The sequence below is a fragment of the Heyndrickxia coagulans 36D1 genome, from assembly GCF_000169195.2.
GTDB classification, from domain to species: domain Bacteria; phylum Bacillota; class Bacilli; order Bacillales; family Bacillaceae_C; genus Weizmannia; species Weizmannia faecalis.
In genome coordinates, this window is record NC_016023.1 from 2,228,535 (window position 1) to 2,254,397 (window position 25,863).

At 48.1% G+C, this 25,863-nt stretch carries 19 protein-coding genes, 1 riboswitch and 1 other annotated feature; of the genes, 16 read left to right on the top strand and 3 right to left on the bottom strand.

Features of this window, described 5'->3' with window-relative positions:
• The first annotated feature begins 238 nt into the window (after positions 1-238).
• From BCOA_RS27625 to BCOA_RS27635, 3 genes are all read left to right on the top strand, one after another.
• Positions 239-1,939: a sensor histidine kinase gene (locus BCOA_RS27625; protein ID WP_014097304.1), complete on the top strand. Its 1,701-nt coding sequence runs from the start codon at positions 239-241 to the stop codon at positions 1,937-1,939.
• Entirely contained in the window at positions 1,899-2,648 is a 750-nt protein-coding gene (locus BCOA_RS27630; protein WP_014097305.1) for a LytR/AlgR family response regulator transcription factor, read from the top strand. Before BCOA_RS27625 ends, BCOA_RS27630 begins: the two co-directional genes overlap by 41 nt.
• Before the next feature lie 430 nt (positions 2,649-3,078).
• Positions 3,079-4,314, top strand: a complete 1,236-nt coding sequence (locus BCOA_RS27635; RefSeq protein ID WP_014097306.1) for an L-lactate MFS transporter — start codon at positions 3,079-3,081, stop codon at positions 4,312-4,314.
• A 120-nt stretch (positions 4,315-4,434) separates the two neighbouring features.
• Here the strand turns inward: BCOA_RS27635 and BCOA_RS27640 are convergent, their stop codons facing one another.
• Positions 4,435-5,538, bottom strand: coding sequence for a 5-methyltetrahydropteroyltriglutamate--homocysteine S-methyltransferase (locus BCOA_RS27640; protein ID WP_014097307.1), 1,104 nt, complete (start codon positions 5,536-5,538; stop codon positions 4,435-4,437).
• 138 nt (positions 5,539-5,676) lie between these two features.
• Positions 5,677-5,780, bottom strand: a riboswitch (SAM riboswitch).
• Positions 5,781-5,930: 150 nt separating this feature from the next.
• Between BCOA_RS27640 and BCOA_RS27645 the strand changes: the two genes are divergently transcribed.
• Positions 5,931-6,566, top strand: a complete 636-nt coding sequence (locus BCOA_RS27645) for a Bax inhibitor-1/YccA family protein (RefSeq protein WP_014097308.1) — start codon at positions 5,931-5,933, stop codon at positions 6,564-6,566.
• Between the two features lie 22 nt (positions 6,567-6,588).
• Here BCOA_RS27645 and BCOA_RS27650 read toward each other — a convergent pair whose 3' ends face one another.
• On the bottom strand, positions 6,589-7,851 hold the full coding sequence (locus tag BCOA_RS27650; RefSeq protein WP_014097309.1) for a cytochrome P450: 1,263 nt from the start codon (positions 7,849-7,851) through the stop codon (positions 6,589-6,591).
• 232 nt (positions 7,852-8,083) lie between these two features.
• Here BCOA_RS27650 and BCOA_RS27655 point away from each other — a divergent pair, with 232 nt between their 5' ends.
• Together BCOA_RS27655 and BCOA_RS27660 are read left to right on the top strand one after the other, a co-directional pair.
• Entirely contained in the window at positions 8,084-9,343 is a 1,260-nt protein-coding gene (locus tag BCOA_RS27655; RefSeq protein WP_014097310.1) for a hypothetical protein, read from the top strand.
• A 451-nt stretch (positions 9,344-9,794) separates the two neighbouring features.
• A complete protein-coding gene (locus tag BCOA_RS27660; protein WP_014097311.1) occupies positions 9,795-10,652 on the top strand; it encodes an STAS domain-containing protein in 858 nt (285 codons plus the stop codon).
• A gap of 328 nt (positions 10,653-10,980) precedes the next feature.
• Here BCOA_RS27660 and brnQ read toward each other — a convergent pair whose 3' ends face one another.
• A complete protein-coding gene (brnQ, locus tag BCOA_RS27670; protein ID WP_014097312.1) occupies positions 10,981-12,327 on the bottom strand; it encodes a branched-chain amino acid transport system II carrier protein in 1,347 nt (448 codons plus the stop codon).
• 59 nt (positions 12,328-12,386) lie between these two features.
• Positions 12,387-12,628, bottom strand: a binding site (T-box leader).
• Positions 12,629-13,089: 461 nt separating this feature from the next.
• Here brnQ and ilvD point away from each other — a divergent pair.
• The 10 genes from ilvD to BCOA_RS27725 all read left to right on the top strand — a co-directional run bounded on the left by ilvD (position 13,090) and on the right by BCOA_RS27725 (position 25,602).
• On the top strand, positions 13,090-14,790 hold the full coding sequence (gene ilvD, locus BCOA_RS27680) for a dihydroxy-acid dehydratase (protein WP_014097313.1): 1,701 nt from the start codon (positions 13,090-13,092) through the stop codon (positions 14,788-14,790).
• A 349-nt stretch (positions 14,791-15,139) separates the two neighbouring features.
• Positions 15,140-16,855: an acetolactate synthase large subunit gene (ilvB, locus tag BCOA_RS27685; RefSeq protein ID WP_014097314.1), complete on the top strand. Its 1,716-nt coding sequence runs from the start codon at positions 15,140-15,142 to the stop codon at positions 16,853-16,855.
• A complete protein-coding gene (gene ilvN, locus BCOA_RS27690) occupies positions 16,852-17,373 on the top strand; it encodes an acetolactate synthase small subunit (protein WP_013860312.1) in 522 nt (173 codons plus the stop codon). The genes ilvB and ilvN overlap by 4 nt, the downstream gene beginning before the upstream one ends.
• 31 nt (positions 17,374-17,404) lie before the next feature.
• Entirely contained in the window at positions 17,405-18,433 is a 1,029-nt protein-coding gene (ilvC, locus tag BCOA_RS27695; protein ID WP_014097315.1) for a ketol-acid reductoisomerase, read from the top strand.
• Positions 18,420-19,961 (top strand): 2-isopropylmalate synthase, encoded by a 1,542-nt coding sequence (locus BCOA_RS27700; RefSeq protein ID WP_014097316.1) that lies wholly within the window; start codon positions 18,420-18,422, stop codon positions 19,959-19,961. The genes ilvC and BCOA_RS27700 overlap by 14 nt, the downstream gene beginning before the upstream one ends.
• 19 nt (positions 19,962-19,980) lie before the next feature.
• Positions 19,981-21,081 (top strand): 3-isopropylmalate dehydrogenase, encoded by a 1,101-nt coding sequence (leuB, locus tag BCOA_RS27705; RefSeq protein WP_014097317.1) that lies wholly within the window; start codon positions 19,981-19,983, stop codon positions 21,079-21,081.
• A gap of 146 nt (positions 21,082-21,227) precedes the next feature.
• Positions 21,228-22,643, top strand: coding sequence for a 3-isopropylmalate dehydratase large subunit (gene leuC, locus BCOA_RS27710; protein WP_014097318.1), 1,416 nt, complete (start codon positions 21,228-21,230; stop codon positions 22,641-22,643).
• An 84-nt stretch (positions 22,644-22,727) separates the two neighbouring features.
• Positions 22,728-23,318, top strand: a complete 591-nt coding sequence (gene leuD / locus BCOA_RS27715) for a 3-isopropylmalate dehydratase small subunit (RefSeq protein ID WP_014097319.1) — start codon at positions 22,728-22,730, stop codon at positions 23,316-23,318.
• Positions 23,275-24,327: a threonine ammonia-lyase gene (gene ilvA / locus BCOA_RS27720; RefSeq protein ID WP_014097320.1), complete on the top strand. Its 1,053-nt coding sequence runs from the start codon at positions 23,275-23,277 to the stop codon at positions 24,325-24,327. Before leuD ends, ilvA begins: the two co-directional genes overlap by 44 nt.
• A 144-nt stretch (positions 24,328-24,471) precedes the next feature.
• The gene (locus BCOA_RS27725) at positions 24,472-25,602 is read left to right on the top strand and encodes an HAD family hydrolase (protein WP_014097321.1); all 1,131 of its coding nucleotides are present in this window, start codon (positions 24,472-24,474) and stop codon (positions 25,600-25,602) included.
• Positions 25,603-25,863: the final 261 nt, after the last annotated feature.

Consider the following 25,863-nt stretch of genomic DNA (forward strand, 5'->3'; position numbering starts at 1 on the left):
TTGAAAAATAGATGCTATATAAAATGAACAAAATATTACCGCTCTCTTGCCTACCGCAAAAAGTAGTGCTCAAACAAATGGATGCTCGGGCTAGATGTAAAAACTTAAGTTCATTTTATATAGACTTTTATCACGAACTTCACGGTCCAGACCGGCCAAATTGTTAGGAAACATTGAAAATAGGCGCCAGATCCGGCCTTGAGAAGCAGTTTCCGGCATTCACGAGGGGGGGAGCGCAGTGGAAACGTCATTTGAAATGTTGCTGGAAATATTTGAGAGGGCTGCCCTTTTATTAACTTGCTTATTTTTTATCACGCGAATTCCGCGTTTTAAAGAAATTTTTCAACAAGAGCAGCCGTCTGTTTTTGAACTGAGTTTTATCACTGCCGTCTTTTGCAGTTTTGCAATCTTTGCGACTTACTCTGGCATTAAGGTGGACGGGTCGCTTGTCAACGTGCGGATTATTGCTATCGTATCAGGCGGCATCCTGTTCGGCCCGTGGGTTGGCATTATCACAGGCATTGTCTCCGGGTTGCACCGTTATTTAATAGATATTGGCGGGGTGACATCCATCCCGTGCTTGATTACGAGTATTACAGCCGGCGTCATTTCCGGCCTGATCAGCAGGAAAGTGAAAAATTCCTGGCGCTGGTTCGTCGGGATCGCAGCCGGGATGTTTTGTGAAATATTAACCATGCTTTTGATTCTTGTTTTTGCCCACCCGTTCAGCACCGGTGTGGATATTGTGTCCAAAATTGCCTTCCCGATGATCGCGGGGGACGTCAATATCGGATTGATTGTTCTGCTGATTAAAAGCGTGGAGGGCGAGAAGGAATTTGTGGCGGCAAAACAGGCGAAACTGGCGCTTGATATTGCCAATAAAACGATGCCTTATTTCCGCGCCATCAATGCAGAATCGTTAGAAAAAATCTGCGCCATTATTAAAAACGAGATTCGCGCCGATGCGGTTGCCATCACCGATACGAAAAAAATCCTGGCTTATGTCGGATTCGGGCAGGAAAGGTACCAGATCGGTCATGAAATTATCAGTGATCTGACAAAAACTGCGATCAAAAGCGGGGAAATCACGATCCGCAACCATATCCAAGACCAGCAGACCCCGCAGATCCAGTGCCTGCTGATTATTCCGTTAAAAGAGCGGGATGAAGTCACCGGCACATTGAAAATTTATTATAAAAAAGCGAACAAAATCACCTATTCCCTGCAGACAATGGCAATCGGCCTTGCCCAGATGATTTCGACGCTCATGGAAATTTCGCGCATCGAAGAAATCAAAGAAGAAGCCAATAAAGCGGAGTGGAAGGCGCTCCAGACAAAAATCAACCCGCATTTTTTGTTTAATGCGCTAAATGCAATTGCTTCCACGACCCGCAGAAATCCCGATAAAGCAAGAAAATTAATCATGAACTTATCCGGTTTTATGCGTTATAATCTTGAATTGACCGACGATTTTATTGATATTAATAAAGAACTGCAGCAAGTACGCGACTATATTGAGATTGAAAAAGCGAGGTTCGGCAGCCGCCTGCAGGTTGAATATGAGATTGACGTCGTATCCATGCTGATTCCGAGCCTAATTATCCAGCCGCTTGTGGAAAATGCGATCAACCACGGGATTTTAAAAGTAAAAGAGCCAGGAGTCGTAAAAATCTCCGTCAAAGAGGCAGGAGATAAAGTACGCATCAGTGTGACGGATACAGGGGCAGGCATTCCGAAAGAAGTGATTGAGCATGTTTATCAGGATAATATGCCGGTCACACAGATTGGCCTTTATAATGTCCATCGCCGTGTCAAACTGATTTATGGAAACGGTCTGGTCATTAGAAGGCTGAATCCCGGAACAGAAGTTTATTTTGAGGTTCCGAAGGTGGGAGAATATGAAAGCCATTATAGTGGAAGACGAAATACCGGCACGTGAAGAATTGGCGTATTTGATTGAAACGTACAGTGAGATTGAAATTACCGATTGTTTTGAAGATGGGCTGGATGTGTTGAAATTTTTGCAGGAACATGAAACAGATGCGATTTTTCTCGATATTAATATTCCTTCCCTGGATGGCATGCTGCTGGCAGGCAGCATCAGCAAATTTGCGCATAAACCGTATATTATTTTTACAACGGCTTATAAGGAACACGCCGTCCAGGCTTTTGAACTAGAAGCATTTGATTATATTTTAAAACCGTATGAAGAAAAAAGAATTGCCGCCATGTTGAAAAGGCTCGAGGCTGCGTATAAAAGAGAGCATTCATTGCTGGGGGAAGAAGGGGCTGTGCCGCGAAACGGCGGGCTGCACCGGAAAGAGCGGGTGAACTTGCGCAAGGGCGAGAAAATTATTGTGGCGGATGCAAACGATATTTTTTACTGCGCCGCCCAGGAGAAAATCACGCTTGTTTATACACAACAGGAAACGTTTGAAATGCCCATGGCGATATCAGAGTTCCAGTCTCTTTTGCCTGAGGATCTTTTCTTTCGCTGCCATCGTTCTTATCTAGTGAATTTAACAAAAATCCGGGAAATTGTGCCGTGGTTCAATCAAACGTATTTACTCCGCTTAAACGGGATGGATGCGGAAATTCCGGTAAGCAGAAGAAATGTGAAACAGTTTAAAGCGCTGATGCATTTTTAAACGAAAGTGAAAAGCGGCCGGCATGAACACGAAAAGTGCATGCCGGCTTTTCCTGTTTTTCCAGGACGGGCGTGACAAAATTAGCATGGTCTGTTTTGCGCACTGCGGCCGTTCGCACGTGAAAAGTTAGAATGCCTGCTTTCCGATAGGCCATCCTCCAAGGGGTTGCACTGAAAAAGCGGTTATGGCTTGCTTCCGGTCATACCGTTTGCGCATAAAAGTTGGCATGTCTGCATCTATCCATATGCCATCTTGAATGGACATATAGCGCGAAAGTTTCAGGAAGCGGTTGGTCCTATGCCGTCCATTCCTTTTTGTATACCGTTTATTCCTTTTTAAAGCATTCTCGTTCCGAAAATGCGTTCCCTCCTTATTTTCGTACTATAATTTGAGCTGTAGAAAAGGACAGAAGAAACGGGAGGAACCGGACATGTTAGAACAAAAAGCAAACCGCAGCCTGATTGTATTGGGGACGATGATTGTGCAAATGGGGCTTGGGACGGTTTATACTTGGAGTTTGTTTAACCAGCCGCTTGTTGATAAATTTGGATGGCAATTGAGTGCCGTATCGACGACATTTTCCATTTTAAGCCTGGCACTTGCGGTATCGACGTTGTTTGCCACAAAATTACAGGCAAAATGGGGTCTGCGCCGCTTGGTTGCTTTTTCCGGCATTTTGCTTGGCGCAGGATTAATCTTGAGTGCATTTGCACCTACACTTTGGATGCTCTATCTGTTGGCAGGGCTTATCGTTGGTTATGCTGACGGGACAGCTTACATCACGACTTTATCCAATTTAATGAAATGGTTTCCGGATAAAAAAGGCCTCGTTTCAGGCATCTCCGTCGGGGCGTACGGGACTGGCAGCCTGGTATTTAAGTTTATAAACGGTGCCGTCCTCAGTTCGTTTGGCGTCACACAGGCTTTCCTTTGCTGGGGAGTGATTGCGATTGTCATGATCACCGGCGGATCTTTCCTCTTGAAAGAAGCAGAAAATGCAACCACATCCGGTACTGTATCCAAACAACCGGCCGGAAAAGATTTTACCATCAAAGAAATGCTCAAAACGAAACAAGCTTACCTTTTATTCATCGTATTCTTCACTGCATGTATGAGTGGTTTGTATCTGATCAGCCTTGTAAAAGACATTGGCACGAGGCTTGTCGGGCTGGATGTTGCGACGGCCAGCAATGCAGTTGCACTCATTGCCGTTTTTAACACAATCGGACGGCTCATTCTCGGCGGTTTATCAGACCATGTTGGAAGAATGAAAGTGGTATCAGGGACGCTGCTTGCAACGGCCATTGCGGTTTCCGTTTTAAGCTATGCCCACTTAAATTTCGCCTTGTTCTTTATCTGTGTTGCAGCGATTGCTTTCGGTTTCGGCGGAAATGTCACCGTATTTCCGGCTATTATTTCAGACTTCTTCGGTCTGAAAAATCAAAGCGCCAATTATTCAGTGATTTACCAAGGGTTCGGCATCGGCGCATTATCCGGATCGGTCATTGCTTCTCTTCTCGGGGGCTTTATGCCGACATTCCATGCGATCACGATTCTCTGCCTGATCTCTTTTGCGATTACGCTTTTCATTAAATCACCGGCTGAAGAAGCAGCCCGCACACACGGGGTTCGACGGAGTGTTGGTCGTGCCCAGCATTCGCATTAAAGCTGGCTGTGCGCTTCAATTATGAACAAACAGCTTGTATGAAAAGAAAAAGGGATTCGTGCTTGAATCACGGTCCTGACGGATAAAAAACCCGCTGGCTGCCCAGCGGGTTTTTCCGGTTTATCCCCAAATTTCCTTTGCGGTATCCACAATATATTTTACTTTTTCCCACTGTTGTTCTTCCGATAAAAGATTGCCGTGGTGGGTGGAGGAGAAGCCGCACTGGGTGCTGATGCAAAGCTGTTCGAGCGGTACATATCTGGATGCTTCTTGAATTCGTTTTTTGATCAGTTCCTTATCTTCAAGCTCTCCCTTTTTCGATGTAAAAATGCCAAGCACGACTCTCGGTCCGCCTTCCGGAATGTATTTTAACGGTTCAAACCCGCCGGAACGCTCATCGTCGTATTCAAGGAAAAACCCGTCTACTTTTTCGTTTGCAAAGATTTTCGGGGCAATTTTATCATACGGGCCTTCAAAAGCCCATTTCGACTGGTAGTTGCCACGGCACAGATGGGTTGTGATGGTCAGGTCATCCGGCTTGCCTTCCAGTACGCTGTTAGCTACATGCAAAGCGAGATCAATCAATCTTTCCCTCTCGAGCTCACTGTCTGCAAACGGCAGTTTCGGTGCACACAGGCCGGCAAGATAGACATCATCCAGCTGTAAGTAGCGGCAGCCGGCATCATAAAAAGCTTTGATCGCATCCCGGTAAGTTTGGATAATATCATTTGTGTATCCTTCAAGATCCGGGTAAATGTCTTCATTGCGGATCCCGGCATTGAAAAACTGATTCGGGCTTGGAATGGTCATTTTCGCAATCGCCCTGTCCCCGGCGATTTCTTTCAGCGCAATAAAATCTTTTATGTGCGGATGGTCCGGGTTAAAGGAGATTTTTCCGGTTACCCGGACGTCATAAGCTTCTGTTTCAATGCCAACAAACCGGTATCCATGGTTCGGTACATACCCTTCCACCCCGTTCAAATGCTCCATGAAATCCGTATGCCAGAATCTCCGACGGAATTCCCCGTCTGTTACTGCTTCGAGGCCGGCTTCAATTTGTTTGTCGACAAGATGGCGGATTTCTTCATTTTCAATTGCACGCAAGTCTTCCGCCGAAATGGTGCCCGCTGCAAATTTTTCCCGCGCATCGTGCAGCCGGGCCGGGCGCAAAAAACTTCCGACAATGTCTGCTCTGTACGGCGCTTTTGTTAATGTTTTTGTCATCATGATTCCCTCTTTCTGCATATTTTTTTAAACAGCTGCTGTGCGCAGAAAGAAATTGCTTTTAGCTGCATAGGCCCATCAAAAAAACCTCTTCGGCAATAAGAAGAGGTTTGGATTGCAAAATAGAACCGTCCGCTCTTCTTATCTTCAAGCAATTGCTTTCTGGAATTGGCACAGTTCTTTAAAAAAAGACCGCTGCCGAGGCTTCAAAGGGCCAGTCCCTCCACCTCTCTGGATAAGAATTTTAAATATTATTTAGTTTAAATACACTTTAAATGTTTCGCCCATTTTTGTCAAGGGCACTCGCATTATTTTTTAAAATGGGACGGAAAGATTGAAATCAGGGGCGATGTGAAAATATAATAGTACTAAGAAAAACAAGGAGGGGTTTTATGGAGGCTGTACAATCAAGGCCTGTGTTCCAGAAAGTGCTTGGCGTCTTTGCTGTTTCACTGCTGTTTGCAACCGCGGGTTTATATACGGGAAGATTTATTCCGCCTGCGCTCATGATGCCGTTGATGGTCGCGGAAATTGTAATGGTCATTGCCGCTTTCTGGTTAAGGAGGAAAAAGAGCGTCGGGTATATGTTCGTTTATGCCTTCACCTTTATTTCCGGCATTACGACATATCCGATTGTGGCTTATTATGCATCCCAGGCTGGTGCTGAAGTCGTGCTGCTCGCTTTTGGTTCCACGTTCGGCATTTTTGCCGTGATGGGTGTCATTGGGGCCGTTACCAAAAGGGATCTTGGCTTTTTAAGCACCGCATTGCTTGTCGCATTGCTGGCACTGATCTTCATCGGAATATTCAGCATTTTTAGCCCGCTAACTTCAACCGGGATGCTCGCGTATTCCTTCATTGGCGCGATTGTTTTTTCCCTGTATGTGGTTTTTGACTTTAACCAAATGAAGCACCATGGCATTTCCGAGGAAATGGTCCCGCTTCTGGCTTTAAGCCTGTACCTTGATTTTATCAACCTGTTTATTTACATTTTGCAAATTCTCGGCATTTTGGGAAGCGACGATTAAGAAAAAAAGAAAACGCCCGCCATCAACTGGCAGGCGTTTTCTTTTTCACATGTTGGAGAATAAAGCCGCTCTCTGGCAAAGTCGGCATTTTATTGAGCGGCACGCTTAAATCCTGGGCCGGCACGTCGTAGTCGATGGCATTCACAAGAAAGTCAAGGGAGGCTTCGATAATTTCCTGCGTGATGCCTTCGCCCGGGCAGCGGTGCCCTTTTGCCGGGTCTGCCCCGCCCTGCGGAATAAAGTTGTACAGGCTGCCGTCCCAGTCGCGGAAGCGTTCAGGACTGAAAACGTCCGGGTCACCCCAAATGGCAGGATCCCGGTTTGTTCCGTACATATCGAGAAGGACGAGCAGGCCTTCGTCAAATGGATAGCCGTTCCATGTAAAACTTTTCCGGACTTTTGCCCCTAAAAACGGGCCGAACGGGTAAAAACGCCTGACCTCCCGTGTAAACCAATCGATGTGTTGTTTGTCCCCGTTCTGTACCCAGTCTCTTGCGCGCGGATGTTCGAACAGGGCAAGCGCCGCGAAAGTAATGAAGGTGGCAATGGCGGTGACCGGGCGGATGACATTGATCAGTTCGACGGCAGCCATTTGCGCATTGAACCTGCGGCCTTGCGCATCTTCGTAAAACGCCATCTCTTTTAAAGGAGAACCGTCTTTTGCTTCAATTTTGCCGGCCCGCACATCTTCAATGACCGTCCGGATCCAGTCTTCCGTGCTGTTTCTTGCTGTCCTTCCTTTCCAGTGCCGTGGCCCTACTGCCCCGAATGCATAGACCATATCGATGAATTCCTGCGCCCGTTTCTCGGCTTCTTCTTCGCGGAGCGGAACACCGGCCCATTTGCATGCACAGCGGCAAAGCAGCAGTTTCGCCTCGTCGAACAAAACAATACGGTCTTTTTGCTCCCACTCGGGGATGCGCGCTTCCCACGCTGCCCGAACCATTTGTGCCAAATGCTGCTGCGCATCCGGCCCCATCAGTGATAAAAACAGCGCTTTCCGGTGGAGATGTTCTTTTCCATCGAGCGTCTGGATCGCATTTTCGCCAAACAATGTTTTTTGCACCCGTTTCGGCACAGCCCCGTTTCTTTTGAATTTTTCCGGGTCATAAAACATTTTGACCGCTTCCTCGCCGCTGATGCACACCGCTTTTTGTCCGAGCAGACGGGTTTCAAACAAATTTGCATGGTAATCGTCCGTCCGGTTTTTAATGTAGAGATACCCTTCTTTCATCAAATCAATGGTATCATCAATCGTTTTTTCATTTGGTATTTGCCCAGCCATTGTTTTGCTCCTTTTTTCATGTGCCCGTTTTTCCCGGCCGCTGCGAAAAAGCCTGCTGCTTCCGGAAAAAATTTGACACATCCTTTTTTTCTTTTTACACTTTTTCATCCAAATTAAAACATTGTACGCAACATAATCGAAGTTTACCCGCAAGCCGGGGAATTTATGCCATGTTTCGGTTCGCATGCAAACAGGGTATAAGGAAATAGAAATGCAAAAGGAGAGGGAAAAGATGGCAAAGGAAATCAATGTGGGCATCGGATTTGCAACAGGAAGAAAAAGTTTTAAAAACGTTTTAAAAACGTATATGTATAACCTGAAGGAATCCGAACTGACGGAAAGCGACAGGATCAAGCTGCATTTGTTTGTTGCCTATGATTTGCACTACGAAAATGCAGAGCCTGAAGACTTTGTATATATTGAAACGGAATGCATGGAAGATATTGACCAGGCTTATTTTATCGGGGAGAAGGAGACGCGTAAAGCAACCGAGGAACTCGTCTCACAAATGGGCATGAGCAGAAAAGAAGCAGGCCTTTTGTTCGGCGAAGGATATGCGTCCAAACGCAATGTAATCGTTTATGAGGCGTTAAAAAGAGGCATCGATTATCTCATTTTTCTTGATGATGATGAGTATCCGGTTGCCGTGACAAAGAGTAGAAAAACGGCTGTCTGGGGCGGCCAGGAAGTGCTCCGAAAACATTTGGAACATATCCGGCATGCCGATATTACGAACGGATATCATTGCGGCTACATTTCCCCGATTCCATTCATTTCTTTCAATGAGGTCCTGCAAGAAAAAGATTTCCGCACGCTCATTGAGGCGCTGAGCAACGATATTGTCAATTGGGATACGATAAAAAGCGTGATGAAAAACGGCGGGGTGACATATGCCGATACAGGTGTGCTGGTAAAGGATGAAGCGGAAGAAGTGCCGGAGATCAACAGGGCAAAATTTATTTCAGGATCGAATTTGACGCTGAATTTAACAGATCCGGACCGTGTACAACCGTTTTACAATCCGCCGAATGCACGGGGCGAGGATACTTTCTTGGGCACATGCCTGACAGACCGGACTGTGTTGCGCGTGCCGGCCTATACTTTCCATGACGGTTTCGGCGCTTACCAGCATTTGCTGCTCGGGGTGCTGCCGACCAATTTAAGCTATATTAAAGCGGATACGAAACAGGTCGTGGAACGTTTTTACAAAGCATGTGTCGGCTGGATCCGGTACAAGCCGCTTTATGTGTATATCACTGACAGGGAAAACTATGATGAAAAAATGGCGGAAGTGCGCGCCCGGCTGAAAGAGACGCTTCCGAAAGTTTGTCGCTACTTCGGACGGGACGATTTTATGAATGTGCTGGAGGAATTCGAGCAGTACCACCGCAACGTCAGACAGCATTACCGTGATTTTCAGGATACAAAAGCAGCGTGGAAAAAAATAACCACACAACTGGTTTCAAGAGAAAAAAGAAAAACAGCCATTTAAGCCGCTTTGGATTGAGCGGCTTTTTTGCCGGTTGGAAAGGAAAAACTTAGCCGAATGGGGAACGCCATAGGGCCCCCTGTCGTGCATCGCCGCCCATGCCGCAACAAATGCGAATCAGCCGGTGCAAATTTGTCCACGGCCGCTTTTTTCAGGGCCGAAGGGAGACCTGGATGAAAATATATGATCTCTTATTCATGATATTGCCGCTCAGTTGCCTGCTGCAAAAAGTCATCCTCATGCAATTGGTGCCAGGGCTTGATGCAAGAATTTAAGTTCATTTTATATAGAAAGCATGTTTATTTATTTGGTGTATGGGGTATAAGAATGGTATTCTTTTAGAGGCGGGGCCATTTTTCCCTGTCCTGGCTGCGCTTCGGACAGGCCGCAAAAAACGCGGGCGGCCGCCGCTTCAACAGCCATCCTTTTATCATAATAGATGAGGTGTGGAGAAATGAGATCGATTGTAAATGAACAAGAAGAAATTATCGCATACCTTAAAAAAAATAGAAACAGCTTCGAACAGAAGTTATTAAATGAAGCTGTAAATGTTAAGGATAAAATTGATGAAATTTTAAGAATAGGGAACATTGATTTGTTGAACAATGCTTTTAAAATTGTGACGTATGTCGTCGAGCAGCAGGATGAGGAATTGGTCGCCTTTGCCCGCCAGGAAGGGATTGCCTGGGCAACTCATTCTTTGACGCTCGGACTGAAACTGGAGTGGGTGCAGGCGATCCGCCGGACATTATGGGTATTCCTTAGAAAGTACGGGGAAGAAAAAGGGATTGAAGTAGACCAGGACTACTTTTTTGACATGGAGAAAAAAATCAATGACCGTATTGACCAATTTTTAAATCACTTTTTTATCCGGTATTCTACCTATAAAGATGAGCTGATCGACCAGCAAAAAAGATTGGTGGAAAACCTCTCCGTCCCGATCATTCCAATTACATCGAGCGTCTGTATTTTGCCGTTAATCGGTTCTATTGACATGTTCCGCACCAATATTTTGGAAGAAAAAGTTTTGCTTGAGGTGGGGCGGCTGCATATCCAAACGTTGATCATGGATTTCTCCGGCATTGCAGAAGTAGAGATGGATGTAGTCGACCATATTTTTAAGATGATAGACGGCACTTCGATGATGGGATGCAAAGTGGTCATCACCGGCTTGCGCCCGGAAATTGTAAGGCAGATGGTCACAAGTGGCCTTTCCTTTGAAAATAAAGCAGAAACGACAGGGACATTACAGCAGGCATTGAAAAAATATATTCAGTATGATGATTTAAACAAGGAAATTAAGCTGTATTAACAGTGATATTATAGAAACCATCAAAAAGGCCCCGCACTTTTTTGGGGAGAGCACTAAAAAAGTGATGTGCAAAAAAACGGTGAGACACTATTAATGGTGTGTCTCACCGTTTTTTTTGTTTTCTTTTGGACTTTTTCAGCGGCATTTTTTTTACCGGCAGGGCTTTTTTTACGGCTGAAAAATTTAATCGTTTGATGGTCCGGTTACGGGCTTTGCGCCGGGCGCCCGCAATTTCCCATAAATTCCGCCCGGGGGAAAATGCATCGCCTAATGGTCCGTTCCGCGGGAAAGGCAAGACCAGGCTGCCCCGCGAAGCTTTTCCGGGCCGCTACAAGCTTTGTTCCCTTGCCTGGACGGCACGTGTTTCTTTTGTGCGGTGTTCCAGCCGGCTGAATAAAAGCCCGATGGCAGTTCCACACAGGGCTGGCACTACCCATTCAAGGCCGGCGGAGGCAAGCGGCAGTTTTTGGGCGAATGCCCCGATAAAGCCAAGCGGGACGCCGAATCCTTTCAGCCCTTCGATTAAAGCAAACACGCCTGTAAACAACAATGCAAAGCCGTATACTTTCTTCGAGCCGCGGAATGCCGTGTGGAAAAATGTCAGGACAACGAGCATGATCGTAACCGGATAAGCCATTTCCAAAAACGGGACAGAAAATTTTAAAATGGTATTGAGCCCGAGATTGGACAGCGTAAAGCCGGTAAGGGTAACGGCAATGACAACACCATGGTAGCTGAATTTCGGCACCAGATTGGAAAAATATTGTCCGCACGCTGTCGTTAAGCCGACGACGGTTGTAAAACAGGCCAGCATAAAGATAAAACCAAGCAGTATTTTTCCAGCCTGCCCGAATAGCAGGGAAGACACTGCCGTCAGGACATCGGTGCCATTTTGGAACGTGCCGCTTGAAGCCATTTTTGCGCCGATCAATCCGAGTGCGACATAGACGAGTGCCAAAATCGCGCCGGCAATCAACCCGGCTTTTAATGTATAGGCCGTCATTTGTTTCCGGTTAGCGATGCCGCGATGTTTGACCGCTGTTAAAATGACGATGCCAAACGCCAGGGAGGCGAGCGCATCCATCGTGGAGTATCCGTCAATAAAACCTTTATAGAAAGAACCGGTCTGGTATCCGGCTAGCGGCGCCGTAAACGGGCGGCCGGAGAGTTTGAAGAAACCGGCTGCGCAAAGGACGGCCATTGCCAGCAATAATACCGGTGTAATCCAGCGCCCGAGCGTATTTGACATTTTGTCAGGATTTAAACTAGTCAAATAGACGAGCAGGAAAAAGACGACGCTGAACAACAATAAAGAGACCGGCGAACTGTGGGCGGACCCGGAAAGAAACGGTTTAACCCCCATTTCATAAGCAACGTTTGCATTTCTCGGGATAGCCAAAAACGGCCCGATACATAAATAGACAATCACGGTAAATACCGTACTGAAGACCGGATGGACACGGTTCCCGATCGCCTGGATGCCGCCGTCTACAAACGAAACTGCGGCGATAACGAGCACCGGCAGCCCGACTCCCGTTACGATAAACCCTGCCATTGCCGGCCAGTAAGACGATCCTGACTGAATACCGAGAAAAGGAGGGAAAATTAAATTCCCGGCTCCGAAAAACATGGAAAACAACATAAAGCCGATAAACAATACTTCGTTTCTTTTCATCCGATGTCCGCTTCCTTTCGATGCAATAATGTAGAGAAAAACAAAAAACCCGCCCCTGAAACAGGGACGAGTTTGCTCGCGTTACCACCCTTATTCCGCACAGAAACGTGCGGCACCTCATTCAACGTACCAACATACGTGTTCCTTTCTTAACGGGGGAATCACCGTCAAAGCCTACTAAAAACTTCAGCTTTGCATCTCGGGGATGATCTTCGGAATGGCCTTGAACATTGGCTTTCAGCAATATGCCAACTCTCTGGGGAACAAGATCCAAACTTACTCTTCCCGTCCTCGACTTTTGTTTTTCATATTATTTGAAAATAAGATTATCACTGAACATTTCATCTGTCAACATCTCTTTCGGAAAATTTTTAACCCCGTGCCCGCGATCAAAATGGACAGAAGCCGCAAAATGATGCCGTTTTTGGATAAGTCAAAACCCGGCCAATACAAGCGTGAACTAAAAATAAGAACGGCCGAGCAGCAAGTAGAACCAGCTAAAAAATCAGGAGTCCATCCTGAGCAATTCAAAAAATGAAAAAAAGAAAAGTCAATAAAATCAATAATGAAAGCGTTTCCAAATAGATTTTTAAATCAAAATTGTCAAAAAAGTTGACAGAAAAGGGTTGACCCCGGCAATCAAAAGTCGTATGATTGACAACAATTAAAGAATATAAAAAATTTTTCGGGCGGATATTTAAAGAACCGGATTTTCACCGGGCATAAGAAATACCCCGCAGGCAATAGAATGGGAGTGATGGAATGCGAAGTGACATGATCAAAAAAGGGATCGACCGTGCCCCGCACCGAAGCCTTTTATATGCAGCAGGGCTGAAAACGGAAGACTTCGACAAGCCTTTCATCGGGGTGTGCAATTCCTATATTGATATTATCCCGGGGCACAGACACCTCAATAAGTTTGCGGAAGTAGTAAAAGAGGCGATCAGGGAAGCGGGCGGTGTCCCGTTTGAATTTAATACGATTGGGGTGGATGACGGCATAGCGATGGGACATATCGGCATGCGGTATTCGCTTCCGAGCCGCGAACTGATTGCCGACAGTGCCGAAACGGTCATCAATGCCCACTGGTTCGACGGGGTCTTTTACATTCCAAACTGTGACAAGATCACCCCTGGCATGTTGATGGCAGCTGTGAGGACAAATGTACCGGCAGTCTTTGTTTCCGGGGGACCGATGGAAGCCGGTATGGCGCCGGATGGAAAACAATTGTCCCTTACATCGGTATTTGAAGGCGTTGGCGCCCATAAATCCGGAAAAATCAGTTATGAAGAGCTGAAAATGCTGGAAACGAGCGCCTGCCCGACATGCGGATCGTGTTCAGGCATGTTTACGGCAAACTCGATGAATTCATTAATGGAAATGCTTGGCCTGACGCCGCCCGGCAACGCCACCATCGTTGCCACGTCGGAGGAACGGCACCGCATTATCCGGGAAGCCGTCGGGCACTTAATGAACTGTATCAAAAACGATATCCGGCCGCGCGATATTGTCACAGAAGAAGCGATTGATGATGCTTTCGCACTTGATATGGCAATGGGCGGTTCAACCAATACCGTGCTACATACGCTGGCCATTGCCCGGGAAGCAGGAATTGACTACGATTTGGAACGGATTAACAAGGTGGCAGAAAGAGTCCCGTATCTGGCGAAAATTATGCCGGCGTCGGATTACTCGATGCACGACGTCCATCTTGCAGGCGGAATCAGCGCCATTGTCCATGAACTTTGCAAGATTGAAGGGGCGATTCACCCCGGCCGGCTGACGATCACCGGCAAAAGCATCTATGAAAATGTGAAAGATGCGGAAATCCGTAATCCTGAAGTGATCAGGCCGAAAGAAAATCCTTACAGCCCGGTCGGCGGTTTGTCCATCCTGTATGGTAACATTGCCCCGGACGGCGCTGTTATCAAAGTGGGAGCGGTCGATCCGGATATTCACACCTTTACTGGGGAAGCGATAGTATTCGAATCCCAGGAAGAGGCTCAAAAAGGGATTGACAGTGGTCTTGTCCATGAAGGGCATGTCGTTGTGATCCGTTATGAAGGGCCAAAGGGCGGACCGGGCATGCCGGAAATGCTCGCGCCAACATCCTCCATTATGGGCCGGGGGCTTGGCAAAACCGTTGCCTTGATTACGGACGGCAGATTTTCCGGCGCAACCCGTGGTATCTGCGTCGGCCATATTTCACCGGAAGCGGCGGAAGGCGGGCCGATCGCACTTGTCGAAAACGGCGACCGCATTACGATTGATTTAATCAACAGAAGGATTGAGCTCCATGTTCCGGATGAGGAATTGCAAAGAAGAAAACAAAATTGGGTGCAGCCGGAGCCGAAAATCACGAGCGGCTACCTGGCAAGATATTCCGCACTCGTGACTTCCGCGAATACAGGCGGGGTTTTAAAAATCGGATTACCGCAAAAAACGTTGACGGGGACAAAGTGATCGGATTAGGTATTTTTCAGAGAGCCGGGGATGCTGGGAGCCCGGTAAATACCCCGGTCACGACATCGCCTCTGAGTGCAAGTCTGAACGGTTCTGCCTACTAGGACTTGCCGGGTCGGCCGCATGAAGCGGAGGACCCGTTACAAAAAGCAGCATTTTTTAAACAATGCTGCATGAGGCGGCGTTTGTGAGAACGCCGTGAAGTTGGGTGGTACCATGAAAAGATGCCTTTTCATCCCTGCAAAACCGGCAAAAACGATTGTTCCTTTTGCCGTTTTCAAGGAGAAAAAGGCATTTTTTATTGGGATAAATCAAGAAGCCTGCGCAAATCAGAATAGGAGGTTAAATCGTGTGTGCGAAAGCAAGAATGGATGGCAATGTGAAAACAGCAGAATGTACGGGTGCTGAGGCGCTTGTCCAGTTATTGGTGCGGGAAGGGGTCGACGTCATGTTCGGCTATCCAGGGGGTGCGGTTTTACCGATTTACGATGCCCTTTACAACCAGCCGATAAGGCATATCCTGGCCCGTCATGAGCAGGGGGCCATTCACGCGGCAGAAGGTTATGCGCGCGTTAGCGGAAAACCGGGTGTCGTTATTGCGACTTCGGGCCCCGGGGCAACCAACCTGATTACCGGGATTGCCGATGCGATGATGGATTCGCTTCCGCTCGTCGTCTTTACCGGCCAGGTCGGCACTTCCGTCATCGGCTCGGACGCGTTCCAGGAAGCCGATGTCATCGGCATGACGGCTCCGATTACCAAGCACAATTACCAGGTAAGGGATTTGCGGGATTTGCCGCGGGTCGTCAAAGAAGCTTTTCATATTGCAAAATCCGGCCGGCCCGGACCGGTGGTGGTCGATATCCCGAAAGATATCCAGCAGGGCACGGTGGAAATGGGAGAAAGCCGGGAAGTATATCTGCCCGGTTACCAGCCGAATACAAGCCCGAATCCGCTCCAGATTAAAAAGCTTGTGGAAGCTGTCTCTTATTCCGAAAAACCGGTCATATTGGCAGGCGCCGGAATCCTCCATGCAAAGGCGTCTGATCTTTTACTCAAGTTTGCGGAAAAGTGCCAGATCCCGGTCGTAAACACGTTGCTCGGCCTTGGCAGTTTTCCGTTCCGTCACCCGCTTTTTCTCGGCATGGGCGGCATGCATGGAACGTATGCGGCAAATATGGCCATTTGCGAATGCGATCTGCTCATTAATATCGGGGCCCGGTTTGATGATCGTCTGACAGGCAACTTAGCCCACTTTGCCCCGAATGCAATGGTTGTCCATATTGATATCGACCCGGCTGAAATCGGAAAAAATGTCAAAACCGATATCCCGATCGTGGCAGATGCAAAGGAAGCCTTGCAGAAGATTTGTTCGGAAGATTTGCAAAATGCCGGCACGGATGAATGGGTCCGCCATTTAAAAAAATACGCCGAAAATTTCCCGCTTTGGTACGAAGATGATGGTGAAGAATTGTCCCCGCAGCATGTCATTCAAAGAATCCATCATTACACAAACGGGGATGCGATCATTTCGACGGATGTCGGCCAGCACCAGATGTGGGCGGCACAGTATTACGGGTTTGAAAAGCCGCACAAGTGGATTACATCCGGCGGGCTCGGCACGATGGGATTCGGGTTTCCGGCGGCGATCGGCGCGCAAATCGCATATCCGGACCAACTGGTGGTTTCGATCAGCGGCGACGGCGGCTTCCAGATGACATTACAGGAACTTGCCGTTGTAAAAGAGTTAAATCTGCCGCTCAAAATATTTATTGTGAATAACCAGTATCTCGGTATGGTACGGCAGTGGCAGGAATCTTTCTACGAAGAACGCTATTCCTATTCGACGATCCCGGTGCAGCCCGACTTTGTCAAACTTGCAGAAAGCTACGGCATCAGAGGCTGCCGCGCAACGAACAATGAAGAACTCGACAAGGTGCTGAAAACTGTTTTCGAGGATGACGGGCCTGTCGTTGTCGACTGCCGCGTGAAAAGGCTTGAAGCTGTGTTCCCGATGGTCGCGCCGGGCAAGGGGCTGCATGAAATGATGGGGGTGAAGCCATGAAGCGGATTGTTGTAGCCACTGTTTTAAACCAGAGCGGGGTGCTGAATAAAATTACCGGCGTCCTCGCAAAGCGGCAGTTTAATATTGACAGCATTACGGTCGGACGCACTGAAACGGAAGGCATCTCGCGCATGACCATTGTCGTCAATGTTGAAGACGACAGGCAGGCAGAGCAGCTGACAAAACAGCTGAACAAGCTGATCGATGTGATCAAAGTCCAGGACATCACAGGCCAGGCGATCGTCTCACGGGAACTTGCCTTGATTAAAGTATTGAGCACACCGCAGACGAGAAGCGAAATTGGCGGGCTTGTCGAACCGTTCCGTGCCTCCATCATAGATGTCAGCAGGGAATCTGTCACCATCCAGGTAACCGGTGACAGCGACAAGGTGGAGGCGCTCGTTGACCTGCTTAAACCGTACGGCATTAAAGAAATGGTCCGTACCGGGATGACCGCATTTCTGCGCGGCTCGCAAAAACAAGTAACCGATTTAAGCTCTTATTCTCTATTAAAATAAAAATCTTAAACTTAAAAGGAGAGAATGAAAAATGGCAAAAGTTTATCTTGACAAAGACATCAAAGAAGAAGCATTGAGAGGAAAAAAAATCGCCGTTGTTGGCTACGGCTCCCAGGGCCATGCCCATGCCCAAAACCTCCGTGATAACGGTTTTGACGTAGTTGTCGGCGTCAGGCCGGGCCGGTCGTTTAACCGCGCGGAACAGGATGGATTTTCCGTTAAGCCTGTGAAGGAAGCCGCAAAAGAAGCCGATGTTATCATGATGCTTCTGCCGGATGAGCAGCAAACAAAAGTATACAAAGAAGAAGTGGAAGCAGGGCTCGAACCTGGCAATGCCATCGCATTTGCCCACGGATTCAACATCCATTTTACCCAGATTGTCCCACCGGAAAATGTCGATGTCTTTATGGTAGCGCCAAAAGGCCCGGGACATCTCGTCAGAAGGACATTTGAAGAAGGAGCCGGGGTGCCTGCGCTGATTGCCGTTCACCAGGATGTGACGGGGGAAGCAAAAGACCTGGCGTTTGCTTATGCAAAAGGAATCGGGGCTGCCCGGGCCGGCGTTTTGGAAACAACTTTCCAGGAAGAAACCGAAACGGATTTGTTCGGTGAGCAGGCTGTCCTGTGCGGCGGTTTGACCTCTTTAATCAAAGCCGGTTTTGAAACGTTAACGGAAGCAGGGTACCAGCCGGAACTCGCTTATTTTGAAGTGTGTCATGAGATGAAGTTGATCGTCGATTTGATCTATGAAGGAGGTCTGAAAAATATGCGCTATTCCATCTCCGATACGGCGCAATGGGGCGATTTCGTCTCCGGCCCGCGCGTTGTGAACGAAGATACGAAAAAGCGCATGAAAGAGGTTTTAAAAGATATCCAAAACGGCACATTTGCCAAAGGATGGCTGCTTGAAAACCAGACAAACCGCCCAATGTTCAATGCCATCAATACACGCGAGCAAAATCATCCGCTCGAAAAAGTCGGAGAAGAACTGCGTGATTTAATGCCTTTTGTCAAAAATCCGATTAAACAAAAGGAAGTGGCTGTGAATGCAAAAGGTTAATGTTTTTGACACGACATTAAGGGACGGGGAACAATCGGCAGGCGTCAATCTCAACACCGTGGAAAAAGTCGAAATTGCCAAACAGCTGGAAAAGCTTGGCGTGGATATTATGGAGGCGGGGTTTCCTGCATCTTCAAAAGGGGATTTTGAAGCGGTTGAGAAAATCGCAAAAACGGTCCGAAACAGTTCCGTTACCGGTCTGGCGAGGGCATACAAACAGGACATTGATGCAGCCTGGGATGCACTGAAACATTCCGCCGAGCCAAGGATCCATATTTTTCTGGCCACATCGCCGATTCATATGCAATACAAATTGCGAAAAACGCCGGATGAAGTGGCAGCCATCGCTGTTGAAGCCGTGAAATATGCGAAGCAAAAATTCCCGCTGGTGCAATGGTCGGCAGAAGATGCGACGAGGTCGGATAAAGACTTTCTCGTCCGGATCATTACAGAAGTGATCCATGCCGGCGCAAATGTCATCAACCTGCCGGACACTGTCGGCTATACGACGCCGAAAGAATACGGTGCACTGTATGACTATATTCAGGAACACGTCCCGAATATTGATAAAGTCATTTTATCCGCCCATTGCCATGATGATCTCGGGATGGCGACGGCCAATACGCTTTCAGCCATTGAACATGGAGTCCAGCAAGTGGAAGGGACGATCAACGGCATCGGCGAACGGGCAGGCAATGTTGCCCTCGAAGAAGTGGCGGTCGCCCTTCACATCAGGCAGGATTATTACAAGAAGAAAACCCGCTTGAAATTGGATGAAATCAAACGCACAAGCCAATTGGTCAGCAAACTGACCGGGATGGTTGTACCAGGCAATAAAGCGGTTGTCGGCGCCAATGCTTTTGCCCATGAAGCCGGCATTCATCAGGACGGCGTGTTAAAAGAGGCTTCGACATATGAAATCATTACGCCGGAACTGGTTGGATTCTCAAGCAACCGGCTTGTGCTCGGAAAACATTCCGGCCGCCACGCTTTTAAAGAAAGAGCAGCAGCGCTCGGCTTTGATCTTGGGCAGGAAAAACTGAACGAAGCGTTTAAAGCTTTCAAAGCATTGACGGATAAGAAAAAAGAAGTGACCGATGACGATTTGTTCGCCATTTTAGCCGAAAAGCAAACCGATGCGGCAGATGCTGCCCATTATGAACTGGAAAGTGTGCAGGTGCAGTACGGCACATTGAATATTCCGACCGCCACAGTAAGAATCAAAACACCGGAAGGAACGCTTGTTGAAGAAGCCAGCACCGGATCGGGGAGCGTTGAGGCGATTTACCATACGATCAGCAAGCTGTTTGACGGCCCGATTGAGCTGAAAGACTATAAACTGCAGTCAGTCGGTTCCGGCCAGGATGCGCTTGCGGATGCATATGTCAAAGTGAAATTCGGGGAGTTTGAATGTGGCGGGCGCGGTTCTGCCCAAGACGTACTGGAAGCTTCCGCAAAATCATTTTTAAATGCAATCAACAGGGCGCACGCAATGGAACAGCAATCGAGAAAACAAGTACAGGTGTGATTTTCGGGGAGGAACGACAATGAAAATGAAACTGGCCGTACTGCCCGGTGATGGGATCGGGCCGGAAGTGATGGATGCAGCGATCCGCGTTTTAAAAACCGTATTGGACAATTACGGGCATGAAGCCGTTTTTGAAAATGCGCTGATCGGGGGCGCCGCTATTGATGAAGCGGGGACGCCCCTCCCGGAAGAAACGCTTGACATTTGCCGCAGGAGCGATGCCATTTTGCTTGGCGCAGTAGGGGGGCCGAAATGGGATCATAACCCGGCTTCCCTCCGCCCAGAAAAAGGCCTGCTTGGAATCCGGAAAGAAATGGGGCTGTTTGCGAACCTGCGCCCGGTTAAAGCATATGCCCCGCTTTTAAATGCATCGCCTTTAAAACGGGAACGGGTGGAAAACGTCGATCTTGTTATCGTCCGCGAACTGACGGGTGGCCTCTATTTTGGGCGCCCGAGTGAAAGGCGCGGGCCGGACGGGAATGAAGTGATAGACACGCTTGCTTATACAAGGGAAGAGATTGAGAGAATTATTGAAAAAGCATTCCAGCTTGCGCAAATCAGAAGAAAAAAACTGGCGTCCGTCGATAAGGCGAATGTACTGGAATCAAGCAGAATGTGGCGCGAAATTGCGGAGGAAACCGCGAAAAAGTATCCGGATGTGGAAGTAAGCCATATGCTTGTCGACTCCACCTCGATGCAGCTGATTGCAAATCCGGGCCAATTTGATGTCATTGTAACTGAGAATATGTTCGGTGATATTTTAAGCGATGAAGCGTCTGTGATTACCGGCAGTCTCGGCATGCTTCCATCCGCAAGCCTCCGTTCCGACCGGTTCGGCATGTATGAACCGGTCCACGGCTCAGCGCCGGATATCGCCGGGCAGGGAAAAGCCAACCCGCTCGGGACGGTGCTGTCGGCGGCTTTGATGCTCCGTTATTCGTTCGGACTTGAGAAAGAAGCGGCGGCGATTGAAAAAGCGGTGGATGATGTGCTGCAAGACGGTTATTGTACAGGTGATTTGCAGGTGAAAAACGGAAAAGTGGTCAGCACCCATGAGCTCACAGACAAACTGATTGAAAAATTAAATAACAGTGAAGCCCGTCCACGCATTTTGCAATGAGCGTATTTTTCAACAGAAAATAAGTAGCTGTTTACGGCGGTCCACGCGTTTTCCGGGATGGAAAAACAGTGCAGTTTTTAATCACAGGAAGAGGCGAAACGGAGATTGATCTAAAAAAACGAAAAGCGGCAGATGGGAGTGATACGATGGCACCGAAAACGATTATCGATAAAATATGGGAAAACCATTTGGTCCACTGCGAAGAAGGGAAACCGGACCTGCTCTATATTGACCTGCACCTTGTCCATGAGGTTACGTCCCCGCAGGCGTTTGAGGGGTTACGGATGAATGGCCGCAAAGTGCGGAGGCCGGATTTAACATTCGCCACCGTTGACCATAATGTTGCGACAACAAAGGGCAGGGTTTCAAAAGACCCGGTCTCGAAAAAACAAATGTCCACTTTGGAGAAAAATTGCCAGGAATTCGGCATCCCGCTTGCCGGCATCAACCATCCAGACCAGGGGATTGTTCATGTGATCGGGCCGGAACTGGGACTCACCCAGCCCGGGAAAACGATCGTATGCGGCGACAGCCACACGTCCACGCACGGTGCATTCGGCGCCATTGCTTTCGGAATCGGCACGAGTGAAGTAGAACACGTGCTGGCAACCCAAACATTATGGCAAAAGCGCCCGAAAACGATGCAAATCAAAATCAACGGCAAACTGGGGCCAGGCGTGACGGCTAAAGATTTAATCCTTGCCATCATTGCAAAATTCGGGATTGGCGTCGGCACCGGCCATATTGTCGAATACACCGGTGAAGCGATCCGCAATTTATCCATGGAAGAGCGGATGACCGTCTGCAATATGTCGATTGAAGCAGGGGCCAGGGCGGGGTTGATCAGCCCGGATGAAACGACCATTTCCTTTTTGCGCGGAAGGAAATATGCGCCGAAGGAAAATTTTGAAGAAAAAGCGGCATACTGGCTCTCGCTGGCATCAGACGAAGGCGCCGTCTATGACAAAACGCTTGAAATGGACGCAGCAGAAATTGAGCCGCAGGTTACATGGGGTACAAATCCATCCATGTGCCTCCCTATCAGTGAAACATTGCCGGATCCGGCTGAAATCAACGATCCAGGCGAACGGCAGGCGGTTGAAAAAGCGTTGCAATACATGGGCCTTGAACCGGGGATGAAAATCACAGACATCCCTGTCCAGCACGTGTTTATCGGCTCGTGCACGAACTCGCGGATTGCCGATTTGCGGGCTGCAGCGGAAATTGTAAAAGGCCGGCATGTAAGAGAAGGGGTTCGGGCCCTCATTGTTCCGGGGTCGCAAAGCGTGAAAGCACAGGCAGAAGAAGAAGGCCTGGACAAAATATTTACGCAAGCCGGGTTTGAATGGCGCGAGTCGGGCTGCAGCATGTGCCTTGCCATGAATGATGATATTGTCCCGGCCGGAGAACGATGCGCCTCCACATCGAACCGCAACTTCGAAGGCCGGCAAGGAACAGGCGCCAGAACGCATCTTGTCAGCCCGGCAATGGCTGCAGCCGCCGCCATTTACGGCAAATTTGTCGATGTCCGGAAGCTCGGACAGCCTGAGCCAGTCCGCTAAATGGCGGCATGCCGTGCTGCTTCTTTTGCAGCAGGCAGCAGAAGAAAATTCATTCATCTATACGAAGAGAGGGGGCAAAAGCAAATGGAGCCATTTCAAACTTTTTCAGGGCTCGTATTCCCATTGGACCGGAAAAATGTCGATACCGACCAGATCATTCCGAAACAGTTTTTGAAAAGGATTGAGCGCCAAGGGTTCGGAGAATGCTTGTTTTACAACTGGCGCTTCGATGAAAGCGGAAATAAAAGGGAAGATTTTCCTTTAAATGACCCGAAATACGATGGTGCGCAGATTTTAGTGGCAGGCGACAACTTCGGATGCGGCTCTTCACGGGAGCACGCGCCTTGGGCATTACAGGATTACGGCTTTAAAGTAGTTATCGCACCAAGTTTTGCTGATATTTTCCATAATAACTGTCTGAAAAACGGGATTTTAACCGTAGAGCTGCCGGAAGAAGAAGTGCGTGATTTGATTGACAAGGCACAGAGAGAACGGCTCTTTTTAACGGTTGATCTTGAAAAACAAGTGGTATTAACGAGAGAAAAGGCCATCCACTTTGACATTGATCCGTATCCGAAGAATATGCTGTTAAAGGGACTGGATGAAATCGGGCTGACATTATTGCTTGAAGATGAAATTTCAAAATTTGAAGCGTCTGAAAACGCAGGAGTGTGACGAGAACAATGGGGATTTCTTACAAACGAAAGACATTGTAGCAGCATTTGAAAATTTATTGCCGGTCGTGCACCGGACACCGTTGAACGAATCGGCGACATTCAATGAAATGGCAGGGACAAGGCTTTACTTTAAAATGGAAAACCTGCAGCGCACAGGGTCTTTTAAAATCAGGGGCGCGCTGAATAAGATTACGAACTTAACAGGGGATGCGAGAAAAAACGGCGTGATTGCGGCATCTGCGGGCAATCATGCGCAAGGTGTTGCGTTTTCAGCAACGAAACAGGGGTTGAAGGCAAAAATATATATGCCGGAAAAAACGCCGCTTGCCAAAGTATTGGCAACAAAGGCGTATGGTGCGGAAGTCGTGCTGACCGGCGAATCTTTTCAGGAAGCGTATGAAGCAGCTGTATTGGACCAGCAAATCACAGGGGCAACGTTTATTCACCCGTTTGACGATTATGAAGTGATGGCCGGCCAGGGAACGATCGCTCTCGAAATGATCCAGCAATGCGCGGATCTTGATACGGTTGTGATTCCGGTCGGGGGCGGCGGCTTAATTGCCGGCATGGCCTGTCTCCTGAAAAATTATGATCCGAAAATCCGCGTCATCGGCGTGCAGTCCGAGGGGGCGCCTGCCGCCTATAATCGCTTTAAAGGGATGGGCAACAGCCGGCTCGAACATGTTTCGGGCATTGCGGACGGTATTCTTGTAAAAGAGACCGGCCAGCTGACATTTCCATTAATCAGCAAGTATGTGGATGATGTCGTGACAGTAAGCGATGAAGACATTGCCACTGCCATCATTTATATGCTTGAACGCGAAAAAATGTTTGTCGAAGGGGCAGGAGCGGCGGCATTCGCGGCTGTATTAAGCGGCAAAGCTGGCGTTTCAGGAAAGCACGTCGGCATTGTTGTAAGCGGCGGAAATGCGGATCTGGATAAAATTTCTCACTTCAAACGGCTGGCTACGGCTGGCAAAAAAAAACATAGGGTTGTTTCGCTTTAGAACCGGGCACCAGACCGGGGCATGCCGGGCGTTGTCACTAGGCTGTGCCCCGGGGCGCCTTTTCTTTGTGCAGGCCGAAAAGGGAGAAAACGATACAAAAAAACAGCATCCTTTGTTACACTGATGTAGGAAAGAGGTGAAGAGATGATTCAAACGGTATTATTTGATGTGGACGGCGTATTGCTGAGCGAGGAACGTTATTTTGACGCATCCGGCTTAACCGTCTGGGAATTGATACATAGTGGCCATTATTTAGGGCTCGCACCGGAACAATTTAAAACAACCTTAACAGATGAGGAAATCAGGCGCATCCGGGCTGATGTTTTTCAACATGATGAAGTGCTGCGGTTTTTAAAATCGCGCGGGATGAACGCGAACTGGGATATGATTTATTTAACGTTCACCTGCCAGCTTTTACACTTGCTTTCCCAAATAAAGGAAAAGGAAGCGGGCCGGATCCGCGGCTGGCTGGCAAGTGAAATCGGTGATGTAACACTTCATGAAATGCGCGAGGTACTTGCACATTATCCGGTTGAAACCGACTATAGCATCTTTTTAAACTGGTTTGCAAAGAGGCCTGAAACGAAACAGGATTTATTGAAAGTGTTGGATCAGCTTGCTTATGAAATCTTCGGGCTTACAGATACGCAGCTTGGTAAAAAAGGCGCGCTCTGGTCGGTGTGCGAGCATGCTTCTCAGGAATGGTATGTCGGCGACCAAAATATTGTGGCATCTACCGGGAAGCCGAGCGTGCAAACGGGAAAAAAAGGGTTTCTCGATGAGGAGATTCCGCTTGCTGAACCGGAAAAAATCGGTGCCTTGTTTTCCTTTTTAGCAGAGAAAGGGCTGAAACTTGGTGTCGGCACGGGAAGGCCGCAGCTTGAAACGTACGGGCCGTTCCGGGCGCTTGGCTGGCTGCCGTTGTTTCATGAGGAGCATATTGTAACGGCGGACGACGTTTTAAAGGCGGAAGAGGAGCTTGGCGGCCATACGCCGCTTGCAAAGCCGAACCCTTTTACCTACCTGCTTGCTTTAAAGGGGAAAAACACGCCCGCCCGCGACTGTACGGAATGCAGCCTCCCGCTTGAAAACGGGCAGGAAATCCTGATTGTCGGGGACTCGCTTGCAGACCTGCTTGCTGCGCAAAAAATAGGCGCCCAATTTGCCGGCATTTTAACCGGCTTGTCCGGAAAAGAAGCAAAAGCCGAATTTGAAGAACACGGGGCAGATTATATTTTTGAAAATGTGGCAGACCTCAAAAACATATTTTTGTAGAGCTGGGGCATGCGAAGGCATGCCTCTTTTTCGCAGGACATTCCGCTACGTGAAAAATGGCATTTTTTGAAAAGAAAATTTTTGTAGGGAAATCTAACATGATCATTTTATTAATATAGTGTAATTTTGCCAGTTCCTCCATAAAAATGAAGATAAAAGTTTGAAAAAAATATTTTTAAATAAAATTAAAACTAACGTAATATTTTAACATCATAAAAAAAGGAGCGGAAATCTAGATGGATAAGCCGGCATTTGACGGAA